The organism is Streptomyces sp. NPDC001093 (genome assembly GCF_040298985.1).
Classification (GTDB): Bacteria; Actinomycetota; Actinomycetes; order Streptomycetales; family Streptomycetaceae; genus Streptomyces.
This window is the reverse complement of the sequence record NZ_JBEPBF010000002.1, coordinates 164839-182450: the sequence shown is the minus strand read 5'-3', so window position 1 is coordinate 182450 and position 17612 is coordinate 164839. Positions and strand designations below refer to the sequence as shown.

The window sequence follows — 17612 nt, the reverse complement described above, 5'->3', positions numbered from 1 at the left end:
CCACGTCAAGCGTCTCCGGGCCAAGATCGAGCCTGACCCGGGCGCGCCGCGGTACCTGGTGACGGTCCGGGGGCTGGGCTACAAGTTCGAGCCGTGATCGAACCGACGCGGGGAACGCTCCCTGTCCGGCCGGACGGAGTTCGGCGCAGCAACCCGATGCCCGCGCAGCGGTGCGAGGGGTGCGTGGGGGAGGGGGCGCTCGACGTCCACGTCAAGCGTCTCCGGGCCAAGATCGAGCCTGACCCGGGCGCGCCGCGGTACCTGGTGACGGTCCGGGGGCTGGGCTACAAGTTCGAGCCGTAAGCCGTATCCACCGGGCATCCACCGGCCGCACCGGCTGTACGACGAAGGGCGGCACCCCGAGCCGGGGTGCCGCCCTCGTACGTGTGCTGCCGTTCAGCGGCTCGTACGGCTGCTCACTGACCGGTGGCCGACTGCGAGGCGGAGTCGCTCGGGGTCGCGCCCGCGCCGGCCGTCGCGTTCCTGCTCGCGGTCGCCGACGGGGTGGCCTTGCCGTGCTTGCCCGGCTTGGCGCGGCCGGAGGCGGTGGCGCCGGGGGCCGGGGAGACGGACGCCGGGGCGGACGGGATCTGGCTCGGGCCCCACTTGTCGAAGTAGCTGGTGGCCGGCACCACGAAGGCGCGCAGGCTCACGTCACCGGTCGTGCTGAAGGTGAAGGTGATCTTCTGGGCGTTGCCGTCCTGGACGGCCTGCCGACCGCTCGGGATCTCGGCGGACGCGTTGCCCTGGCCGCCGAGGATCAGCGAGCCGTGCGCCGGGACGGTCAGGCTCTGGCCCTTGGCGGGGGTCAGCTTCACGGTCTCGGTGGAGCCCGGGATGCTGATCGACTGCAGGGTCTCGGGGTCCTTGAAGGAGTTGAAGATCGTCGCGGAGATCACCGCCGGGCCCGTCGACTTCAGGTCGGGCTGGGTGATGATCGTGGCGTTCTGGACCTTGATGTTGCCGACGCTGGTCGCCGCGTTGTCCGGCTTGACCTGCAGAGTCTGCGAGTCGTTGCCGGCGCCGCAGGCGGCGAGCGAGGCGATCGAGAAGACGATGGCGGAGGCGGCGAGGGCGCCGCGTCGAAGGCTGCTGCTCACGGCGGCGGCAACTCCTTGAACGCGCGGGCGGCTCCCCTGATAAAGCCACCCTAAGTGTCTGTCAGCGGCCTTAGGTTACCGAGCCGTTCCTGGGCCACCGCACCCGACCCTCCCCAAGCCCCCGGCTTCCCTCCGGCTGGAGGTACCGGGAACCCTTCGTCACTGCTGTCACAAGTGACTCTCCAGTCACTTTGCGGAGCGCCCGTCCACCATTCACATAACCACTCGCAAAATTTCCGTGAAGGAATGCGCGACCCCTCGATGAGCACCCCGATGACCGCCCCGATGACCGCCCTCGATATTGATCACGCGCACGCCTCCCGGCAGCCGTTGATCAATTCCGGATTCGGCCCGGATCGGCCTCGGGTCACCGAACGGAGTAGCGGAAGTCGTACGCTTGGAAGCGGACAAATCGGGACGTTCATCCACTTGGAGGCGGCTCCCGGAGTAGGTGACGTACGTGTTTCACCCCGCCCGAAGAGCCCCTCCCACCTGCGAATTCCCGCTTGCGCAGGCCCCTCGCAGCACGTTCCTGTCGCAGTTGTCAAGCCCCGAGATATGCCCTGACCTGCGAAAACGCCATTCAGAAGACGCCGTATCCGTGTTACCCTGGATAGCCACGGAAGGGGTACCTGTCACATGACGTTCAAGGTTGGCGACACCGTGGTCTATCCCCATCACGGGGCCGCGCTGATCGAGGCCATCGAAACTCGCCAGATCAAAGGCGTGGACAAGACCTACTTGGTGCTGAAGGTCGCCCAGGGTGACCTGACGGTACGTGTGCCAGCGGACAATGCTGAGTTCGTGGGCGTGCGTGATGTGGTCGGTCAGGACGGGCTGGACCGGGTCTTCGAGGTGCTGCGCGCGCCGTATGCCGAGGAGCCCACGAACTGGTCCCGTCGTTACAAGGCAAACCTGGAGAAGCTCGCCTCCGGCGATGTCATCAAGGTCGCGGAAGTCGTGCGTGACCTGTGGCGTCGTGAGCGGGAGCGAGGGCTCTCCGCCGGTGAGAAGCGCATGCTCGCCAAGGCCCGCCAGATCCTGGTGAGCGAGCTGGCTCTCGCGGAGAACACGAACGAGGACAAGGCCGAGGCCCTGCTCGACGAGGTGCTCGCCTCCTGACGCGCCACGGCGGCGAACCTTCGCCTCCGACACGCTCAGCACGACGCTCAGCACAGTGAAATGCCGCGGTGCCCGATGACACGGACCATGTCGCCGGGCGCTGCGGCATGTTCGTCCCCGCGGGCGGGCGTGCCTCGGGGAGGCCGGTGGAGCCCAGTGGAGAAAGCCCCCGATACTTGACGTGCCGGGCCCGGGCGGATGGCTCGACCAGGGTCACGGAAAGGGTCCGGTCAAGGCGTCGCGCCCGGCACTCCTCCAGGCCATACCCACCTAGGTCGAGCACACAAACCTGACAGGAACCGATGTCTGACGAATCGCGCCCTTCGCCCGCGCAGACCCCCGTCGCCGCCGTGATTCCCGCCGCCGGCCGGGGCGTACGCCTCGGTCCGGGCGCCCCCAAGGCGCTCCGCGCGCTGAACGGCACGCCCATGCTCATCCACGCGGTCCGCGCGCTCGCCGCGTCCAACCATGTCTCCCTGGTGATCGTCGTGGCCCCGCCGGACGGCGCCGCCGAGGTCAAGTCCCTGCTCGACGCGCACGCCCTGCCCGACCGCACCGACTTCCTGGTCGTCCCCGGCGGGGACACCCGCCAGGAATCGGTCAGGCTCGGCCTCGACGCGCTTCCCCCCGAGTACGGCATCGTCCTCGTCCACGACGCGGCCCGCCCGCTCGTCCCGGTCGACACGGTCGACGCCGTCATCGAGGCCGTACGCGCGGGCGCCCCCGCCGTCGTCCCCGCGCTCCCGCTGGCCGACACCGTCAAGGAGGTCGAGCCCGCCGCCGAGGCCGGCGAGCCGGAGCCGGTCGTCGCCACCCCGGAGCGGGCCCGCCTGCGGGCTGTCCAGACACCCCAGGGCTTCGACCGGGCGACCCTGATCCGCGCCCACGAGACGATCACGGACGACGTCACCGACGACGCGAGCATGGTCGAGCAGCTGGGCCTGACGGTCGTCGCCGTCCCCGGGCACGAGGAGGCCTTCAAGGTGACCCGCCCCCTCGACCTGGTCCTTGCCGAGGCGGTCCTGGCCCGCAGGAGGCTGAACGATGGCTTCTGAGGCATCGGATGTCCGGCTGCCGCCGGGTGGCGTGCTGCCGCAGGTGGGCATCGGCACCGACATCCACGCCTTCGAGGAGGGCCGCGAGCTGTGGTGCGCGGGCCTGAAGTGGGAGGGCGAGGGACCGGGCCTGGCCGGGCACTCCGACGCGGACGTCGTCGCCCACGCCGCCTGCAACGCCCTCTTCTCCGCCGCCGGCCTCGGTGACCTGGGACAGCACTTCGGCACCGGCCGCCCGGAGTGGTCCGGCGCGTCCGGGGTGACCCTCCTGACGGAGGCCGCCCGGATCGTCCGCGAGGCCGGCTTCACCATCGGCAACATCGCCGTCCAGGTGGTCGGCCCCCGTCCCAGGATCGGCAAGCGCCGGGACGAGGCCCAGAAGATCCTCTCCGAGGCGGCCGGCGCGCCCGTCTCCGTATCCGGCGCCACCACGGACGGCCTCGGCTTCCCGGGCCGCGAGGAGGGCCTGATGGCGGTGGCGACGGCACTGGTGGCCCGTACGGGCTGAGGCCGCCGGCGGCACTGCTCGTGGTGCGGGTGAGCGGAGAGCGTGCGAGGGTACCCGGAGAGTCACCGCCGACTGAGGAGGCACCCATGCCCGCCACCCTGCCCGACCGGCTCAAGTCCCTGCTCGACGCTCCCGTCTTCATCGTGGTCGGCACGATCCAGCCGGACGGCCGCCCGCAGATGTCCCCGGTGTGGGTGAAGCGGGACGGTGACCAGATCCTCTTCTCCACGACCGTCGACCGCCGCAAGAAGAAGAACCTCGACCGTGACCCCCGGGTGAGCGTCGTCGTCCAGGACCCCGAGATGCCGTACTTCTACGGGGAGATCCGGGGCACCGCGGAGCTCGACACCCAGGGCGCCGAGGAACTGATCGACGAGCTGTCACTGAAGTACACCGGCAAGAAGTACGCGGAGTTCAACCCGGCCTCCGCCAAGGACGCCGACCGAGTGATCGTCAGGGTCACGCCGGAGAAGGTCGTCGGGATGTTCTGAGTCACGGGATGTTCTGAGCCAAGCGGGACGAGGCACCACCCGGCGCCCACTACCCTGGAGTGGTGACCATTCGCCTGTACGACACCAGCGCCCGGCAGATCCGTGACTTCTCCCCGCTGACGCCGGGTTGTGTCTCGATCTACCTGTGTGGTGCCACCGTGCAGGCGGCACCGCACATCGGGCACATCCGGTCGGGCCTCAACTTCGACATCATGCGCCGGTGGTTCACCTACCGCGGCTATGACGTGACCTTCGTCAGGAACGTCACGGACATCGACGACAAGATCATCACCAAGGCCCGTGAGCAGGGCCGGCCCTGGTGGTCGATCGGGTACGAGAACGAACGCGCGTTCAACGAGGGCTACACCGCGCTGGGCTGCCTGCCGCCGACCTACGAGCCGCGCGCCACGGGCCACATCACCGAGATGGTCGAGATGATGCAGCGCCTCATCGACCGCGGGCACGCCTACGCGGCCGACGGCAACGTCTACTTCGACGTACGGTCCTTCCCGCGGTACCTGGAGCTGTCGAGGCAGGAGCTGGACAACCTGCTGCAGCCGTCCGGCGAGGGCGAGACGGGCAAGCGGGATGCGCGTGACTTCGCCATGTGGAAGGCGGCGAAGCCGGGCGAGCCGACCTGGCCGACGCCGTGGGGAGAGGGCCGCCCCGGCTGGCACCTGGAGTGCTCGGCCATGGCGCACAAGTACCTGGGGACCGCCTTCGACATCCACGGCGGCGGCCTGGATCTGATCTTCCCGCACCACGAGAACGAGATCGCCCAGGCCAAGGCCTACGGTGACGACTTCGCGCAGTACTGGGTGCACAACGCCTGGGTGACCATGGCCGGCGACAAGATGTCCAAGTCGCTCGGCAACAGCGTGCTCGTGAGCGAGATGGTCAAGCAGTGGCGGCCGATCGTGCTCCGCTACTACCTGGGCACCCCGCACTACCGCTCGATGATCGAGTACAGCGAGGAGTCGCTGCGCGAGGCCGAGTCGGCGTTCGCGCGGATCGAGGGCTTCGTGCAGCGTGTCACGGAGCTCGCCGGGAAGACCGTGGAGCCGGCCGCCGAGGTCCCGCCCGCGTTCGCCGAGGCGATGGACGACGACCTGGGTGTCCCGCAGGCCCTCGCGGTCGTGCACACCACCGTCCGGCAGGGCAACAGCGCGCTGGCCGCCGACGACAAGGACGCCGCCGTCGCCCGGCTCGCCGAGGTCCGGTCCATGCTCGGCGTCCTCGGTCTGGACCCGCTCGACGAGCAGTGGGCGGGGGAGTCCGACCAGGGCGAGGACCTTCACGGCGTGGTCGACAGTCTCGTCCGGCTCGTCCTGGAGCAGCGCGAGTCGGCCCGTGCCCGCAAGGACTGGGCCACCGCCGACGCCATCCGCGACCAGCTCAACCAGTCGGGCCTGGTCATCGAGGACAGCCCGCAGGGCCCGCGCTGGACCCTCGGGTCCCGGTAGGTCCCCGACCCTTGATCGATTGTGCCGCCCGGCCCCCCGGGCGGCACACTGCATAGACGTACACACACTTTTTCGTAGAGAACAGGTAGGTCATGGCCGCGAACAACCGCCGCATGTCCGGCAAGAAGGGCGCGCAGGTCGGCAGCGGCGGCCAGCGGCGCCGGGGCCTGGAGGGCAAGGGGCCGACCCCGCCCGCCGAGATGCGCAAGGGCCACGCCAAGCAGCGCGCCGCCGCCGCCAAGGCCCGCCGCGCCCAGGGCCGCCCGCAGCAGCGCCGGGGTGGTGGCAGGTCGGCCTCCGAACTCGTCGTCGGCCGCAACCCGGTGGTCGAGGCGCTCCGCGAGGGCGTCCCCGCCTCCACCCTCTATGTCCAGCAGTTCATCGACAACGACGAGCGCGTCCGCGAGGCCCTCCAGCTCGCCGCCGAGCGCGGCGGCATCAACCTGATGGAGGCCCCCCGCCCCGAGCTGGACCGCATGACGAACGGCCTGAACCACCAGGGCCTCGTCCTGCAGGTCCCGCCGTACGAGTACGCCCACCCCGAGGACCTCGCCGAAGCCGCCTACGACGACTCCGAGGACCCGCTGATCGTCGCCCTGGACGGGGTCACCGACCCGCGCAACCTCGGCGCGGTCGTCCGCTCCGTCTCCGCCTTCGGCGGCCACGGCGTCGTCGTGCCCGAGCGCCGCTCGGCCGGCATGACCGCCGGCGCCTGGAAGACCTCCGCCGGCGCGGCCGCCCGCACCCCGGTCGCCCGCGCCACCAACCTCACCCGCGCCCTGGAGGCGTACAAGAAGGCCGGCATCACGGTCGTGGGCCTGGCGGCGGACGGCGAGGTCGAACTCGGCGACCTTCAGGCGCTGGACGGCCCGGTCGTCATCGTCGTCGGCAGCGAGGGCAAGGGCCTGTCCCGCCTGGTCGGCGAAACCTGCGACTTCCGCGTCCGCATCCCGATGCCCGGCGGCGCGGAGTCGCTGAACGCGGGTGTCGCGGCGGGGATCGTCCTGTACGAGGCGGCGCGCAGGCGCAGCTGACGTGACGGCATGCCGACGGGTCTGAACACCCGTCCGGAATTTCACCCGTGCGGGGTAATTCTGGTGTCCATGTGGCGTTCGAGGCCGCTTTGACGGGGTCCGGACACATCCGCCCGGTCCAAGCAGTGTCCTAACTCCACGTCGCTCGGTTAGATGAGCGTGGACACCAGAACACCCCGCACACCCACGGGGGGACGCTCGTCGGGATTCCGGTCAGCACCCGACGAGGCTCCCGCGCTGAGCATGGTGAAGGTGCCGAGCGATCCGGCGCAGGTCATCGTCAATCACGCCAGCTTCCGCGTGCAGCTGGGCGCATCGGCGAAGCGCACCCAATCCCCGCGGATCGCCCGGCATCTGAGCGCCGCCCAGGACACCGCCCGGATGCCCGTCGTGGGCACGGCGGGCCGGCCGGGCGCCGCCGCCGGCCGCCGCCGCCCCGTCGTGTGGAGCGGCAAGTCCGCCCCCGACGACACCGGCGCCCACCGGCTCCTCCAGGCCGTGCGGGGCAGCAGCGTCCGCCACGCCGAAGAGCCCGAGCCCGGCGCCACCCAGGTCATCCCGCGCGTAGGCACCGACTACGCCGACGCCTACGACGACCTGGGCCAGACGGTCGAGACCCCGGTCGTGGGACACCAGCGCACGGCCCCCGACGCCGCCGACGGCACCCGCCTGCTGCCGCACATGCGCACGGTCGGCGGCGCCTACGACGACCCCGGCTACCCGGACACCGGCTTCGAGCCGTACGGCGGCTACGACGACCACGACGGCTACGACGAGTACGCCGACCCCTCCGACCCCGACGCCCCGCGCCCCGCCCGCCGCCAAGGAGACGATCCGGCCCGGCACGCCTACTTCCCCGGCCGCCGGATGAACCTGGGCGTGGTCCTGCTCCCGCTCCGCATCTTCCTGGGCTTCATCTCCATCTACGCCGGCATGGGCAAGCTGTGCGACCCCGTCTACTTCGACGGCGGCAAGCGCGGCTCGATGGTCAAATGGCTCAACACCCTGCACCCCTGGGACGTCGCCGAGCCACTGCGCCAGTTCGCCCTGCACCACCCCGTCGGCTCCGGCCTGGTCATCGCCTTCCTCCAGGTGGTCGTCGGCGTCCTGACCGTCCTCGGCTGCTGGCAGCGCGTCGCCGCGGTCGTGGGCGCCCTGCTGTCCGCCGCCCTCATCGTCACCGTCAGCTGGAAGACGGTCCCCGCCTACGACGCCCCCGACATCATCTACATGGCCGCCTGGTCCCCACTGGTCATCGCCGGCGCGCCCGTCTACTCCGTGGACGGCCGTCTCGCCGCGGGCGCCTGGCGCCGCCTCGGCCCCCGCGCCGACATCTGGGACCTGCGCCAGTACGTCCTGCGCCGCGGTGCCCTGATCACGGTCGTCACCGTGGGCCTCACCCTGCTCGTCGGCTCCCTGCTCGGCGGCGCCGTACGCGACTCCAGCCGCGTCATCGTCCCCGGCCCGGGCGAGGCCCCCCGCAACAACCTCCCCGGCTCCGCGCTCCCCCAGAAGCCCGGCCGACAGCACAAGAAGACCCCGGCGGCGTCCACCTCGCCCTCGGGCGGCGCCACGGCCGGAGCGAGCCCCTCCGGGGCGGCGACGACCCCGGGCGCCACCCGCAGCGCCGGCGGTACGACCACGACCCCCAGCCAGACCCAGGGCACCACGGGCCAGAACCCGCCCCGCCAGTCCTCCCCGACGGGCGGCGCCCCGAGCACGACGTCCGGTCCGTCCAGCAGTGGCGGCACCGGCGGCACCTCGGGCGGCTCGTCCGGCTCCGGCGGTTCCTCGTCCTCCGGGCAGACGGGCCTGGTGGGCGGCCTGCTGGGCTGACGGAACGCCACAGGAGAGGGCCCCGTACCGTGCAGGTACGGGGCCCTGTCCACATGGTGTGGATGCGGTGCGGGGAGACTACCGTCCCAAGGCCGCCAGTTCCCTGGCCGCTTCCGTCAGATCCTTCGCCGTGTCGATGGCCCGCCAGTAGGCCCCCTGCGGAATGGGGAACCCGGCGAGCTTCCGCTCCCGGGCGAGCACGGGAAACGTCGTGCGCTCGTGATCGCCCCGCTCGGGCAGCAACTGGGCGAACTCGGGCGAGAAGACGTACACACCCGCGTTGATCTCGAACGTCGACGGCGGGGCCTCGATGAAGTCGGTGATGTGCCCGAACCCGTCGGTCTTCACCGCGCCCCAGGGGATCCGCGGCCGGGCCAGAGCGAGGGTCGCGACGGCATCCCGCTCGGTGTGGAAGTCGGCCATGTCCCGCAGGGAGAAGCGGGTCCAGATGTCGCCGTTGGTGGCGTACCAGGGCCGGTCGGGGCGGGGAAGACGCGCGGCGGCGTACTTGAGGCCGCCGCCGCGGCCGAGGGGCTCGGTCTCCACGACGGTGGTGACGGAGACGGGCAGGTCGGCGGAGTCCAGCCACTTCTGCAGGACGTCGGCGAGGTGGCCGCAGGAGACCACCACGTCGGTCACGCCTTCCTCGGCGAGCCAGGTCAGTTGGTGGCCGATGATCGGAGTGCCCGTGCCGGGGATCTCGACCATCGGCTTGGGCCGGTCATCGGTGTAGGGACGCAGCCGGGAGCCCTGGCCACCGGCCAGGACCACGGCTTGAGTGGGGCGCGACGCGGCGTTGGGATGGGTCATGACCGCACTGTACGTTGCGCCCCGCTCGGCTCGGCCGACGGTTGTGAACCCGCAAGGGTGATGGACCGGAACCCGTAGGAGGCGAAGGAGCCGTCACCGAGGTCCCGGCGCACCCGGCGTTCAGCTGTGCGCGGCGAGCACGCCCGAGGCGAACGCCGTGTCGCACACCGGGCGGGCGTAGGACTGGGCGCGTGGGGCGCCGTAGATGCGCACCGCGGCCTGGCCCAGCGCGCGGGCGATGGCGGCGCAGTGCCGGGCCAGCGAGGGGTGTCCGTCGACGGCCTGCTGGAGGTGGGTGAGGACGACCCCGGGGTTCTCGTCCTGCAGCTCGCTCATCAGCTGGTCGCGGAGCATGTCCTGCGGGGCGAGGGCGACCGCCTTGTCGGAGACCTCCGCCGAGGAGACGTCCGAGGCGGCCAGCGCCGAGCTGGAGGGGCTCCCCGTCCAGTTGACCCGGGTCACCGCGAGGGTTCCGGAGAGCACCAGGACGACGGGCAGGACGAGGGCGAGAGTGCGGCCGATCCGGCGGGCAGGGCCGCCCCGGTGGCCGCGTCGCGTCTGAGGGTTGGTGGAGTGCTTCACGCGTGTGAGGGTAGCGCGGGGTAATGATTTGGCGACATTTAGTCACCCCTTCGGGGGATGGAGAGGCGCCACTTTCTGGGTAAGGGGTTGACGCGGCCCGCCCGGAATGATTGCTGTGCCGGGGTATATCCGGGGTGATCCGGACGCGCAAACCACACGAAAGGGGCCCCGCGGCACTCCGCGGGGCCCCTTTCGTCAACTCGGCGCAAACGCGCAGCTCAGTCGGCGTGAAGGCGTTCAGTCGGAGAGACGCTCACCCGAGGACGTCGAGAACACGTGGATCTCGCCCGGCCGCGGCACCACGTGCAGCGTGGAGCCCTTCTCCGGGACCTGGCGGCCGTTGACCCGGACGACCAGGTCCTTGACCTCGCCGCCGACCTCGGCGGTGCCGTACACATAGCCGTCGGCGCCGAGCTCCTCGACGACGTTCACGGAGACGGCGAGACCGGCCGGCGCGTCCGCGCTGTCCTTCGTCAGGGAGGTGGCCGCGCCGCCGCCCAGCTCCACCACGTCGAAGTGCTCGGGCCGGACACCGACCGTCACCGTGCGGTCGCCCTTGTCGCCGGCGGCCTTCAGCGCCTCCCGGTTGACCGGGACGACACTGTTGCCGAACTTCACGCCGCCGTCGGTGATCGGGACCTCGACCAGGTTCATGGCCGGGGAGCCGATGAAGCCGGCGACGAAGAGGTTCGCGGGCTTGTCGTACATGTTCCGCGGCGAGTCGACCTGCTGCAGGAGGCCGTCCTTGAGCACGGCCACCCGGTCGCCCATGGTCATGGCCTCGACCTGGTCGTGGGTGACGTAGACGGTGGTGATGCCGAGCCGGCGCTGCAGCGACGCGATCTGCGTACGGGTCGAGACACGGAGCTTGGCGTCCAGGTTGGACAGCGGCTCGTCCATGAGGAAGACCTGCGGCTCACGCACGATCGCGCGGCCCATGGCGACACGCTGGCGCTGACCGCCGGAGAGCGCCTTCGGCTTGCGGTCCAGGTACTCGGTGAGGTCGAGGATCTTCGCGGCCTCCTCGACCTTCTGCCGGATCTCCGCCTTGTTGACGCCCGCGATCTTGAGCGCGAAGCCCATGTTGTCGGCGACCGTCATGTGCGGGTAGAGGGCGTAGTTCTGGAACACCATGGCGATGTCCCGGTCCTTGGGCGGCAGGTGGGTGACGTCGCGGTCACCGATGCGGATGGCGCCGCCGTTGACGTCCTCCAGGCCCGCGAGCATCCGCAGCGAGGTGGACTTTCCGCAACCCGACGGGCCGACCAGGACGAGGAACTCGCCGTCCTCGATCGCGATGTCGAGCGAGTCGACGGCGGGCTTGGTGGAACCCGGGTAGATCCGGGTCGCCTTGTCGAACGTGACAGTGGCCATGGTGATGGGCCCCCTTCTACCGGCAGGAACGTGCCGGACGATCCGTTGTAGGAAGGTGGTTGGTGTAGTCCACACGAGTGAACTGCGCGAACTGGCTCAGGACGGTACCCGGCGTTCACCGGTCTGTCAGTACCTCGACGACTGTGAACTTCGCGGAAATTTTCGACAGGACCCGTCGCGGACCTGGGTACACTGCACGAGCACCCCGGTGCACGCCTCCTTAGCTCAGCTGGTCAGAGCGCCGCTCTTGTAAAGCGAAGGTCGTCGGTTCGAATCCGACAGGGGGCTCCACACACCAGAACCACCCGCGCCGGTCGGCGCGGGTGGTCTCTTCGCCCGCGAGGGCGCCGCGGCCGTCAGTAGAGGTTCAGGTAGTTCTGCCAGCCGGCGCCGGCCTTGATCCGGGCGCCGAACGTTCCGTCGCCGTGGCCGGGGTTGACCCAGACGTTTCCGGCGGAGTCGCGTTCCAGCAGGTCCGCCTTGCCGTCACCGGTCACGTCGCCCACGCCGTTGATCGCGTTGTATCCCCGTCCCCAGTCGGCGAAGATCTCCTTGCGCGCCGCGTAGTCGCCCTTGCCGTTGCCGGCCATGAGCCACAGGTTCCCCTGGTGGTCGTACGCCAGCAGGTCCCCGACCCCGTCACCGGTGACGTCCCCGACCGCGATCAGCCTGGTGTACGCCAGGCCGCTGCGCAGCAGCACCCGTGCCCCGAACCGGCCCTGGGCGTTGCCCGGGTACAGATACAGGTTGCCGTTCGACGCGCTCCACGCCAGCAGGTCCGGGTACCCGTCCCCGTTGACGTCCCCGGTGTGGCCGAGCCACTTGAACTGGTTCCAGCCGGTGCCCAGGTCGGTGTAGGCGTTGCCGTTGTACGGGCTCGAGTACGCGCGCAGATCACCGGACGGCATGCGCACGAGCACGTCGTTGGTCTTCCGGTCGCGCAGCGGACCGAACGGCACCATCGTGGTGCCGGCGGGCCAGGTCGTCTTGTCCTGGAGCGGGATGAAGGAGCCGTTTCCGGTGCTGTCCTTGTAGGAGAACGTGGTCGCCGAGGTGCGGACCAGGATGTCGCCGAAGGTGTCCGGCAGGCCGTTCGCCGACTGGAAGTCGTGGAAGGCCGGTGCGCCGCCGGGCAGCAGGGTCGTACCCGTGGTGGTGGCGTCCGGGCCCCGGCCGTCGGCCGGCCGAGCGGTGATCTTCCACGTGTAGGGCCCGATCGAGGGCCGGGTGATGCCCGGCTCGGTGCCGTCCCACTGGGCGGTGAACTGCGCACGAGCCGGACCGCCGGTGACGGTGCTGACGACCCTGCCGGTGGCCATGCTCGTGACGGTCAGCGTCCAGGAGGCGATCGGCCGGGAGATCTGCCACGTGCCCCGCCACCCCGTGCCGTCGTCCCTGGTGCCGGTCGTCTGGCCGTACAGGACCACGTCGGACGGCGACACCCCGCTGGGTACCACGTGCACCGTGCCGTCGCTGCCCGCGTACACAATCCCGCCGCCGTACGGGTCGACGGTCCAGCCCTGTCCCAGCACGGGGTCGGCCAGGTCGGCGACCTTGCGGGTCTGCGCCGTACCGCTCGTGACGTCGGTGACGCTCAGGGTGTTGCCGGAGACGGTCGCCACGAACCCGTCGCCGAGCGCGGTGTCCCCGTCGGCGGTCCACGGCACGGGCACCGAGGTGCGGGTCACCGTGTTGTAGACCCCGGCGCCGCCGTCGGCGGTGGCACAGGCCCAGTAGAGCCACTGGCCGTTCGCCCGCAGTACCGACAGCGGACAGTCCGCGACGGTGAACGTGCCGGGCGCGGGGGCGGTGGTGGGCAGGTTGATCAGGTCGGCGCCGGTGACCGTGCCCGGCGCGGTCTGGGTCCACAGGGTGGTCGCGGACAGCGCGAACGTCTTGAAGGGCAACTGGTGCGTGTTGACGCCCGTACCGACCTGGATGATCCGGGTCCCCGCCGGTGTCAGGCCGCTGAACGCCTCCGTCGAACCGGCCACCTGGACGTCGCTCAGGTGGGACAGGCCGGTGGGGGACATGGACCCGGCGCCCGCACCGATGTCGCCGTTCGCCGCGTCCACCACGACCGGCGAGCCGCCGGCGGTCGAGAACAGCGCGTCACCCCGCGGCAGAGAGGGGGCCGACGAGGTGGTCGAGCCCGTGGTCCCCGCGGCGTCGACGGGCAGTTCGGTGTGCTGCATCCGGGAACTGTCCGGGGTGTACGGGCTGGTGTAGGCGACGGTCAGTTCCCCGTTCGCCAGCGCGAGGGCGTCCGGCCGCCAGGTGGCCGTCGGGAAGTCCGCGAGCGGGGTCGAGTCCACGGAGCCGTCGGAGGCGGCGGTCAGCACACGCAGGGTGGTGCCGGACGCCGATGGCTGCGCGACCACGACCTTGCCGTCCGGGGACTCCGGGTCGGTGAGCGGTGCGGCGGTGACCGGGTAACCGGCGCCCAGCGACTGGCCGGGCCCCCCGTTCAGCGGGAGCGCCGACACCGTGAAGCCGGAGGCCCCTGCGGACGTGACCACGATGAGGTTGTCCCCCACCACGCCGACCGGGCGGAACCAACCGCGCAGACTCAGGGTCACGGACACCGGGGGCGCCGTGACGTCGCCTGCGTCGAAGACCCGGACGTCACCGGCGGCGTTCAGAAAGACGAGCTTGCCGCCGCCGACAGCGACGAACTGTCCCGACCCCGGCAGCTGGGACGCGTCGATCACGGAGGTGCTGCCGTCAGCGTTGATCCACAAGTAGTGTTGGACGCCGTTCTGCACATAGCCGATCATCATGTGATCGTTGTCCCCGCCGCCCCAGACCGAGCTGCTGAACACGGCGCCGGCCGGCGCGGCGACCGGGGTGAGGGTGCCGTCCGGCGAGGCGAGTGCCAGCCCCCTGCCTTGGTCGGACACCAGGGCCTTTCCGGCGAAGGCGCCGTACACGTAGCAGTCGCAGGCCGTTCGGCGGCTGCCGTCGGAAAGGCTGTGGAACACCAGCAGACTGCGGCCGGCCCCGTCGGCGTAGAACGCCACCAGCCCGTTGCCGGCGTACCGGGCGTTCAAGGTGCCTGAGGGGAGCGCCAGTTGCGTGGTGGTCCCGGAGGCGAAGTCGGTCCAGGCGTAGCTGTTCCCAGAACTGCCGTGCAGGACACCGGTCGAGGAGACGTCGACCACCTGGCCCGGGTCGACGGAGGCCGGAACGGTCTCGGCCGGCAGGGTGATCGGCGCGGTGACCGGTCCTGGTGCGGCGGTGTCCGCCCAGGCGACGGGAACGGCCAAGGTCGTCGCGAGCACGGTCGCGGTGGCCGCGGCCAGCAGACGGCCGCGTCTGTGAGGGTGTCGAGTCACCCGTTCCTCCCCATGAAGGGAGCGCACCGGGCGCTCAACGCCGGTCATGGTGGGGGAGAGCACGCCGGCGGCCGGTACCCGGTCCGCTCAAGTCGCGTCAGTGTACGCACCCTCCCCCCGGACCACGGCAGGGGCCCGCACCCCGCGCCGGCACCGGGCGCCCGGCCTGCCGGCCCGGACACCGCCACCGCGGGTGTCCGGGCCGTCGGTTGCCGAGGCGGCTCAGGTCCTGACCGTGAAGTAGAGCCAGCCGCCCCACGTGCTCAGGTTGGTGTTGTCCTTTGTGCTGGGCACGTACTCCGAGCGCACCCGGAACTTCTGGTCGACCGCGTTGGTGAGGCTCAACTGCGTCGCCCAGGTGCTGTTCGGGTCGAGGTAGTAGCAGCCCGAGGTGGTGAGCGTGTGCCAGGCGCCGCTGTAGTACTCCTGGGCCTGGAACTTCTCGCACTGGCCGGACTTGTTCGGCGACACGACGGCGGTCACCCGCGGCTTCACGGTGTGGTGGTAGACGCGGTAGGTGGTGCCGCTGTACGTGGTGCTCGTGTAATAGCCGCTCAGCGTCTCCGCGATCTTCACCTGGTCGTAGGCGGTGCGGGTGGCCGTGGCAGGAGCGTATCGGTAGTCGCCCGCGAAGGACGCCGTGAACGTCGTGTTGCGGGTGAGCCTGTACGTGGCCGAGAGGTTGCCACTGCTGTCCACGGTGCCGGCCTTGACCAGCGTCTTCCCGCCGCCGTAGGGCTGGGCGTAGATCGCCACCGTACGGCCGTTGTACGTCGTGCCCAGGTGGGCGGTGACGGTGGCGGTCGCGCCGTACGCGTACGAGGAGGCGTTGGTGGTGACGGACAGGGCCGTCGCGGCGCGGGACACCTGGACGATCGCGGAGGCGGTGGCCGCCTGGTGGGAGGCGTCGCCCGGGTAGCTGACCGTGTAGGTGTCGGCGCCACCGACGGACGGCGTGTCCTTGACGGCGATCGTGCCGTCGGCGCCCACGGGTACGGTCCACTGCACGGGTGTCGTCGTGTGGGCGGCGTCCGTACGGGACACGGTGACCGTCTCGCCGCTGTCGTACGGCGCGTCGCCCAGCGTGCCGCCGAACGTCAGCGCGGTGCCGCGGGTGGCGGTCGCGGGCGCGTTCAGCGTCAGGGCCGGGGCGTACGGGGAGACCTGGACGGTCACGTCGGAGGACGTCGGCCGGCGCGTGGCGTCACCCGCGTACGACAGGTGGTAGGTGAACCGTCCCGCGCGGTCCGGGGCGTCGGTGACGGTGAACTCGGTGGTGGCCGGGTCGACCGTGACCGACGGGAGCTGCGTCGTCTCCTGGGTGTCCTCGTTCGTCCTGGACACCTGGACGGTGGTGCCCTGAGGGAGGCTGCCGAGGTTCAGCCCGGTCATGAGCGAGCCCATGAAGGCCACCGAGTGCGGGGTCGCCGAACTGACGTCCGGGAAGGGGATGGTGGTCGTCGACTTCGCCACGTGCACCGCCAGCGAGGCCGTCACGGGCCGGTGCGTCGCGTCACCGGCGTACACAACCTGGTACGTGTACGCGCCCTCGTCCTGCCTGGTGTCACTTACGGTGAAGGATCCGTCCTTGCCGACCGTGGCATCGGGTAGCGGCGTGCCGTCACGGGTCACCTGGAGCGACGCGCCGGCCGGTACGAAGCCTCTGGTGCTCAGCGATCCGGTGAACGTGAACTGCTGGGTGGGGACCGCGTACTGCGGGGGATTCAGGGACAGTTGGGTGTCGGTGAGCTTGGGAGCGCTCAGCGTGCCGAGGGTGTAGGCCCCCGAGGAGTCCCGCGTGACGGCGTAGAGCGCCCCGTCGGCTCCCCACTCCAGGCCGTCCGGAGCCAGGGTGCCGGAGGCGAGAGTGACGTGGTTCTCGGCAAGGTTGTTCGGCCCGGCGTAGAGGTACAGGTTGGCTTCCGCACCCGAAGTGCCGCCGACGGCGATCGTCCCGTCGGTGTCGACCGCGACCGAGTTCGGGCCGGAGTTCACGCCGCCGACGTAGTACGCGTAGGGACTGGCGGAGGCGAGGTCCGCGGTGCTGTAGACATACACGGCGGACCCTTGGGGAGCGGCGAGTACGACCTCGGCGCCGTCCCCGGTGACGTGGAGCCCGGTCGCCGTGCCGCCGTGGACCAGGGTGTCGGCCTTGGCCGACGGCGTCCCCGAGGAGACGTCGAACGTGGCCACGTGGCTGAGGTTCTGCTGGGGCTCCTCGGCCGCGAGCACGCCACCGCCCGTCGCGAGCAGCGGTGCGACCGACCAGTGCGACATCGAGGGCTGGGGCGCTGCCGCCGGGGCGGCGGCGGACGGATCCACCGACCCTACGGCGCCCTTGCTGTCGGCGGTGTATCCGTACCAGACCTTGCCGCCCGCCACGGCGACGGAGACCGGGGCACTGCCGGACCCGGTCGAATAGCGGGTGGACTCGGTCAGCGTTGCCGTGTCGATCGCGGCGACCGCGTCTCCGTCTGCCAGGGCCGCGTAGAGCGTCCCGCCGTCGGCGGACAGGGCCAAACCGGTGGCGCCCGGCTCGTCCTGGATGGTGGTGACGGGGGTGCCGGACAGGTCGGTCACCACGATGCCGGTCGAGCCGGCACCCTGGCTGAAGAAGATGTGCTGGTGCGCGGCGTCGACCAGCATGTGCGCGTAGTGGGACAGCGGCAGCGCCGCCGTACCGTCGGCCCAGGCGGCGGAGCCGGTGAGGCCGACCGTGGCAGTGGTCAGCCCGGCGACGACCGATATCGCCGCCGTGAGCGAGGCCTGCTTGAGGCGCATGGGGCTCCTGGGGAGAAGGTGAACAAAGCAGGTCGGACGATAACGCCCGACCGTGACGAGGCCGTCTTCGCGGGCTCCCTCCCCAGCCCGTCCGACCAGCGCTTTTGCCCCGTTTCGCAGC

The 17612-nt window shown here is 70.9% G+C and carries 14 protein-coding genes, 1 tRNA gene and 1 pseudogene; 10 read left to right on the top strand and 6 right to left on the bottom strand.

Features of this window, described 5'->3' with window-relative positions:
- Positions 1–97, top strand: a 97-nt coding sequence (locus ABT288_RS02125; RefSeq protein ID WP_351601839.1) for a winged helix-turn-helix domain-containing protein, incomplete at its 5' end; no start/stop codon positions are given.
- Between the two features lie 101 nt (positions 98–198).
- Positions 199–303 (top strand): annotated as a pseudogene (locus ABT288_RS02120) (winged helix-turn-helix domain-containing protein); the annotation flags it as partial.
- 113 nt (positions 304–416) lie between these two features.
- Here ABT288_RS02120 and ABT288_RS02115 read toward each other — a convergent pair.
- A complete protein-coding gene (locus ABT288_RS02115) occupies positions 417–1100 on the bottom strand; it encodes a DUF461 domain-containing protein (RefSeq protein ID WP_351601659.1) in 684 nt (227 codons plus the stop codon).
- Between the two features lie 639 nt (positions 1101–1739).
- On the opposite strand from ABT288_RS02115, the gene ABT288_RS02110 reads away from it, so the two are divergent.
- From ABT288_RS02110 to ABT288_RS02080, 7 genes are all read left to right on the top strand, one after another.
- Positions 1740–2222 (top strand): CarD family transcriptional regulator, encoded by a 483-nt coding sequence (locus ABT288_RS02110; protein WP_003953493.1) that lies wholly within the window; start codon positions 1740–1742, stop codon positions 2220–2222.
- Between the two features lie 302 nt (positions 2223–2524).
- Positions 2525–3277: a 2-C-methyl-D-erythritol 4-phosphate cytidylyltransferase gene (gene ispD / locus ABT288_RS02105; protein ID WP_351601653.1), complete on the top strand. Its 753-nt coding sequence runs from the start codon at positions 2525–2527 to the stop codon at positions 3275–3277.
- Positions 3267–3785, top strand: coding sequence for a 2-C-methyl-D-erythritol 2,4-cyclodiphosphate synthase (gene ispF, locus ABT288_RS02100; RefSeq protein ID WP_351601650.1), 519 nt, complete (start codon positions 3267–3269; stop codon positions 3783–3785). The genes ispD and ispF overlap by 11 nt, the downstream gene beginning before the upstream one ends.
- An 86-nt stretch (positions 3786–3871) precedes the next feature.
- Positions 3872–4276 carry a PPOX class F420-dependent oxidoreductase gene (locus ABT288_RS02095; protein WP_351601647.1) on the top strand — a complete coding sequence of 135 codons (405 nt, stop codon included), beginning with the start codon at positions 3872–3874 and terminating at the stop codon, positions 4274–4276.
- A 62-nt stretch (positions 4277–4338) separates the two neighbouring features.
- Positions 4339–5739, top strand: coding sequence for a cysteine--tRNA ligase (gene cysS / locus ABT288_RS02090; protein WP_351601644.1), 1401 nt, complete (start codon positions 4339–4341; stop codon positions 5737–5739).
- 92 nt (positions 5740–5831) lie between these two features.
- A complete protein-coding gene (gene rlmB, locus ABT288_RS02085; RefSeq protein WP_351601641.1) occupies positions 5832–6773 on the top strand; it encodes a 23S rRNA (guanosine(2251)-2'-O)-methyltransferase RlmB in 942 nt (313 codons plus the stop codon).
- A gap of 153 nt (positions 6774–6926) precedes the next feature.
- Entirely contained in the window at positions 6927–8609 is a 1683-nt protein-coding gene (locus tag ABT288_RS02080; protein ID WP_351601638.1) for a DoxX family membrane protein, read from the top strand.
- 78 nt (positions 8610–8687) lie between these two features.
- On the opposite strand, the gene ABT288_RS02075 is transcribed toward ABT288_RS02080, so the two are convergent.
- The 3 genes from ABT288_RS02075 to ABT288_RS02065 all read right to left on the bottom strand — a co-directional run bounded on the left by ABT288_RS02075 (position 8688) and on the right by ABT288_RS02065 (position 11375).
- Positions 8688–9419 (bottom strand): nucleotidyltransferase family protein, encoded by a 732-nt coding sequence (locus ABT288_RS02075; RefSeq protein ID WP_351601635.1) that lies wholly within the window; start codon positions 9417–9419, stop codon positions 8688–8690.
- 120 nt (positions 9420–9539) lie between these two features.
- Entirely contained in the window at positions 9540–10001 is a 462-nt protein-coding gene (locus ABT288_RS02070) for a hypothetical protein (protein ID WP_351601632.1), read from the bottom strand.
- Between the two features lie 237 nt (positions 10002–10238).
- Positions 10239–11375 carry an ABC transporter ATP-binding protein gene (locus ABT288_RS02065; RefSeq protein WP_351601629.1) on the bottom strand — a complete coding sequence of 379 codons (1137 nt, stop codon included), beginning with the start codon at positions 11373–11375 and terminating at the stop codon, positions 10239–10241.
- Positions 11376–11589: 214 nt separating this feature from the next.
- Between ABT288_RS02065 and ABT288_RS02060 the strand changes: the two genes are divergently transcribed.
- Positions 11590–11666 (top strand) — tRNA-Thr (locus ABT288_RS02060).
- 65 nt (positions 11667–11731) lie between these two features.
- On the opposite strand, the gene ABT288_RS02055 is transcribed toward ABT288_RS02060, so the two are convergent.
- Positions 11732–14710 carry an FG-GAP-like repeat-containing protein gene (locus tag ABT288_RS02055; RefSeq protein ID WP_351601626.1) on the bottom strand — a complete coding sequence of 993 codons (2979 nt, stop codon included), beginning with the start codon at positions 14708–14710 and terminating at the stop codon, positions 11732–11734.
- A gap of 222 nt (positions 14711–14932) precedes the next feature.
- Positions 14933–17491: a hypothetical protein gene (locus ABT288_RS02050; RefSeq protein WP_351601623.1), complete on the bottom strand. Its 2559-nt coding sequence runs from the start codon at positions 17489–17491 to the stop codon at positions 14933–14935.
- Between the last annotated feature and the right edge of the window lie 121 nt (positions 17492–17612).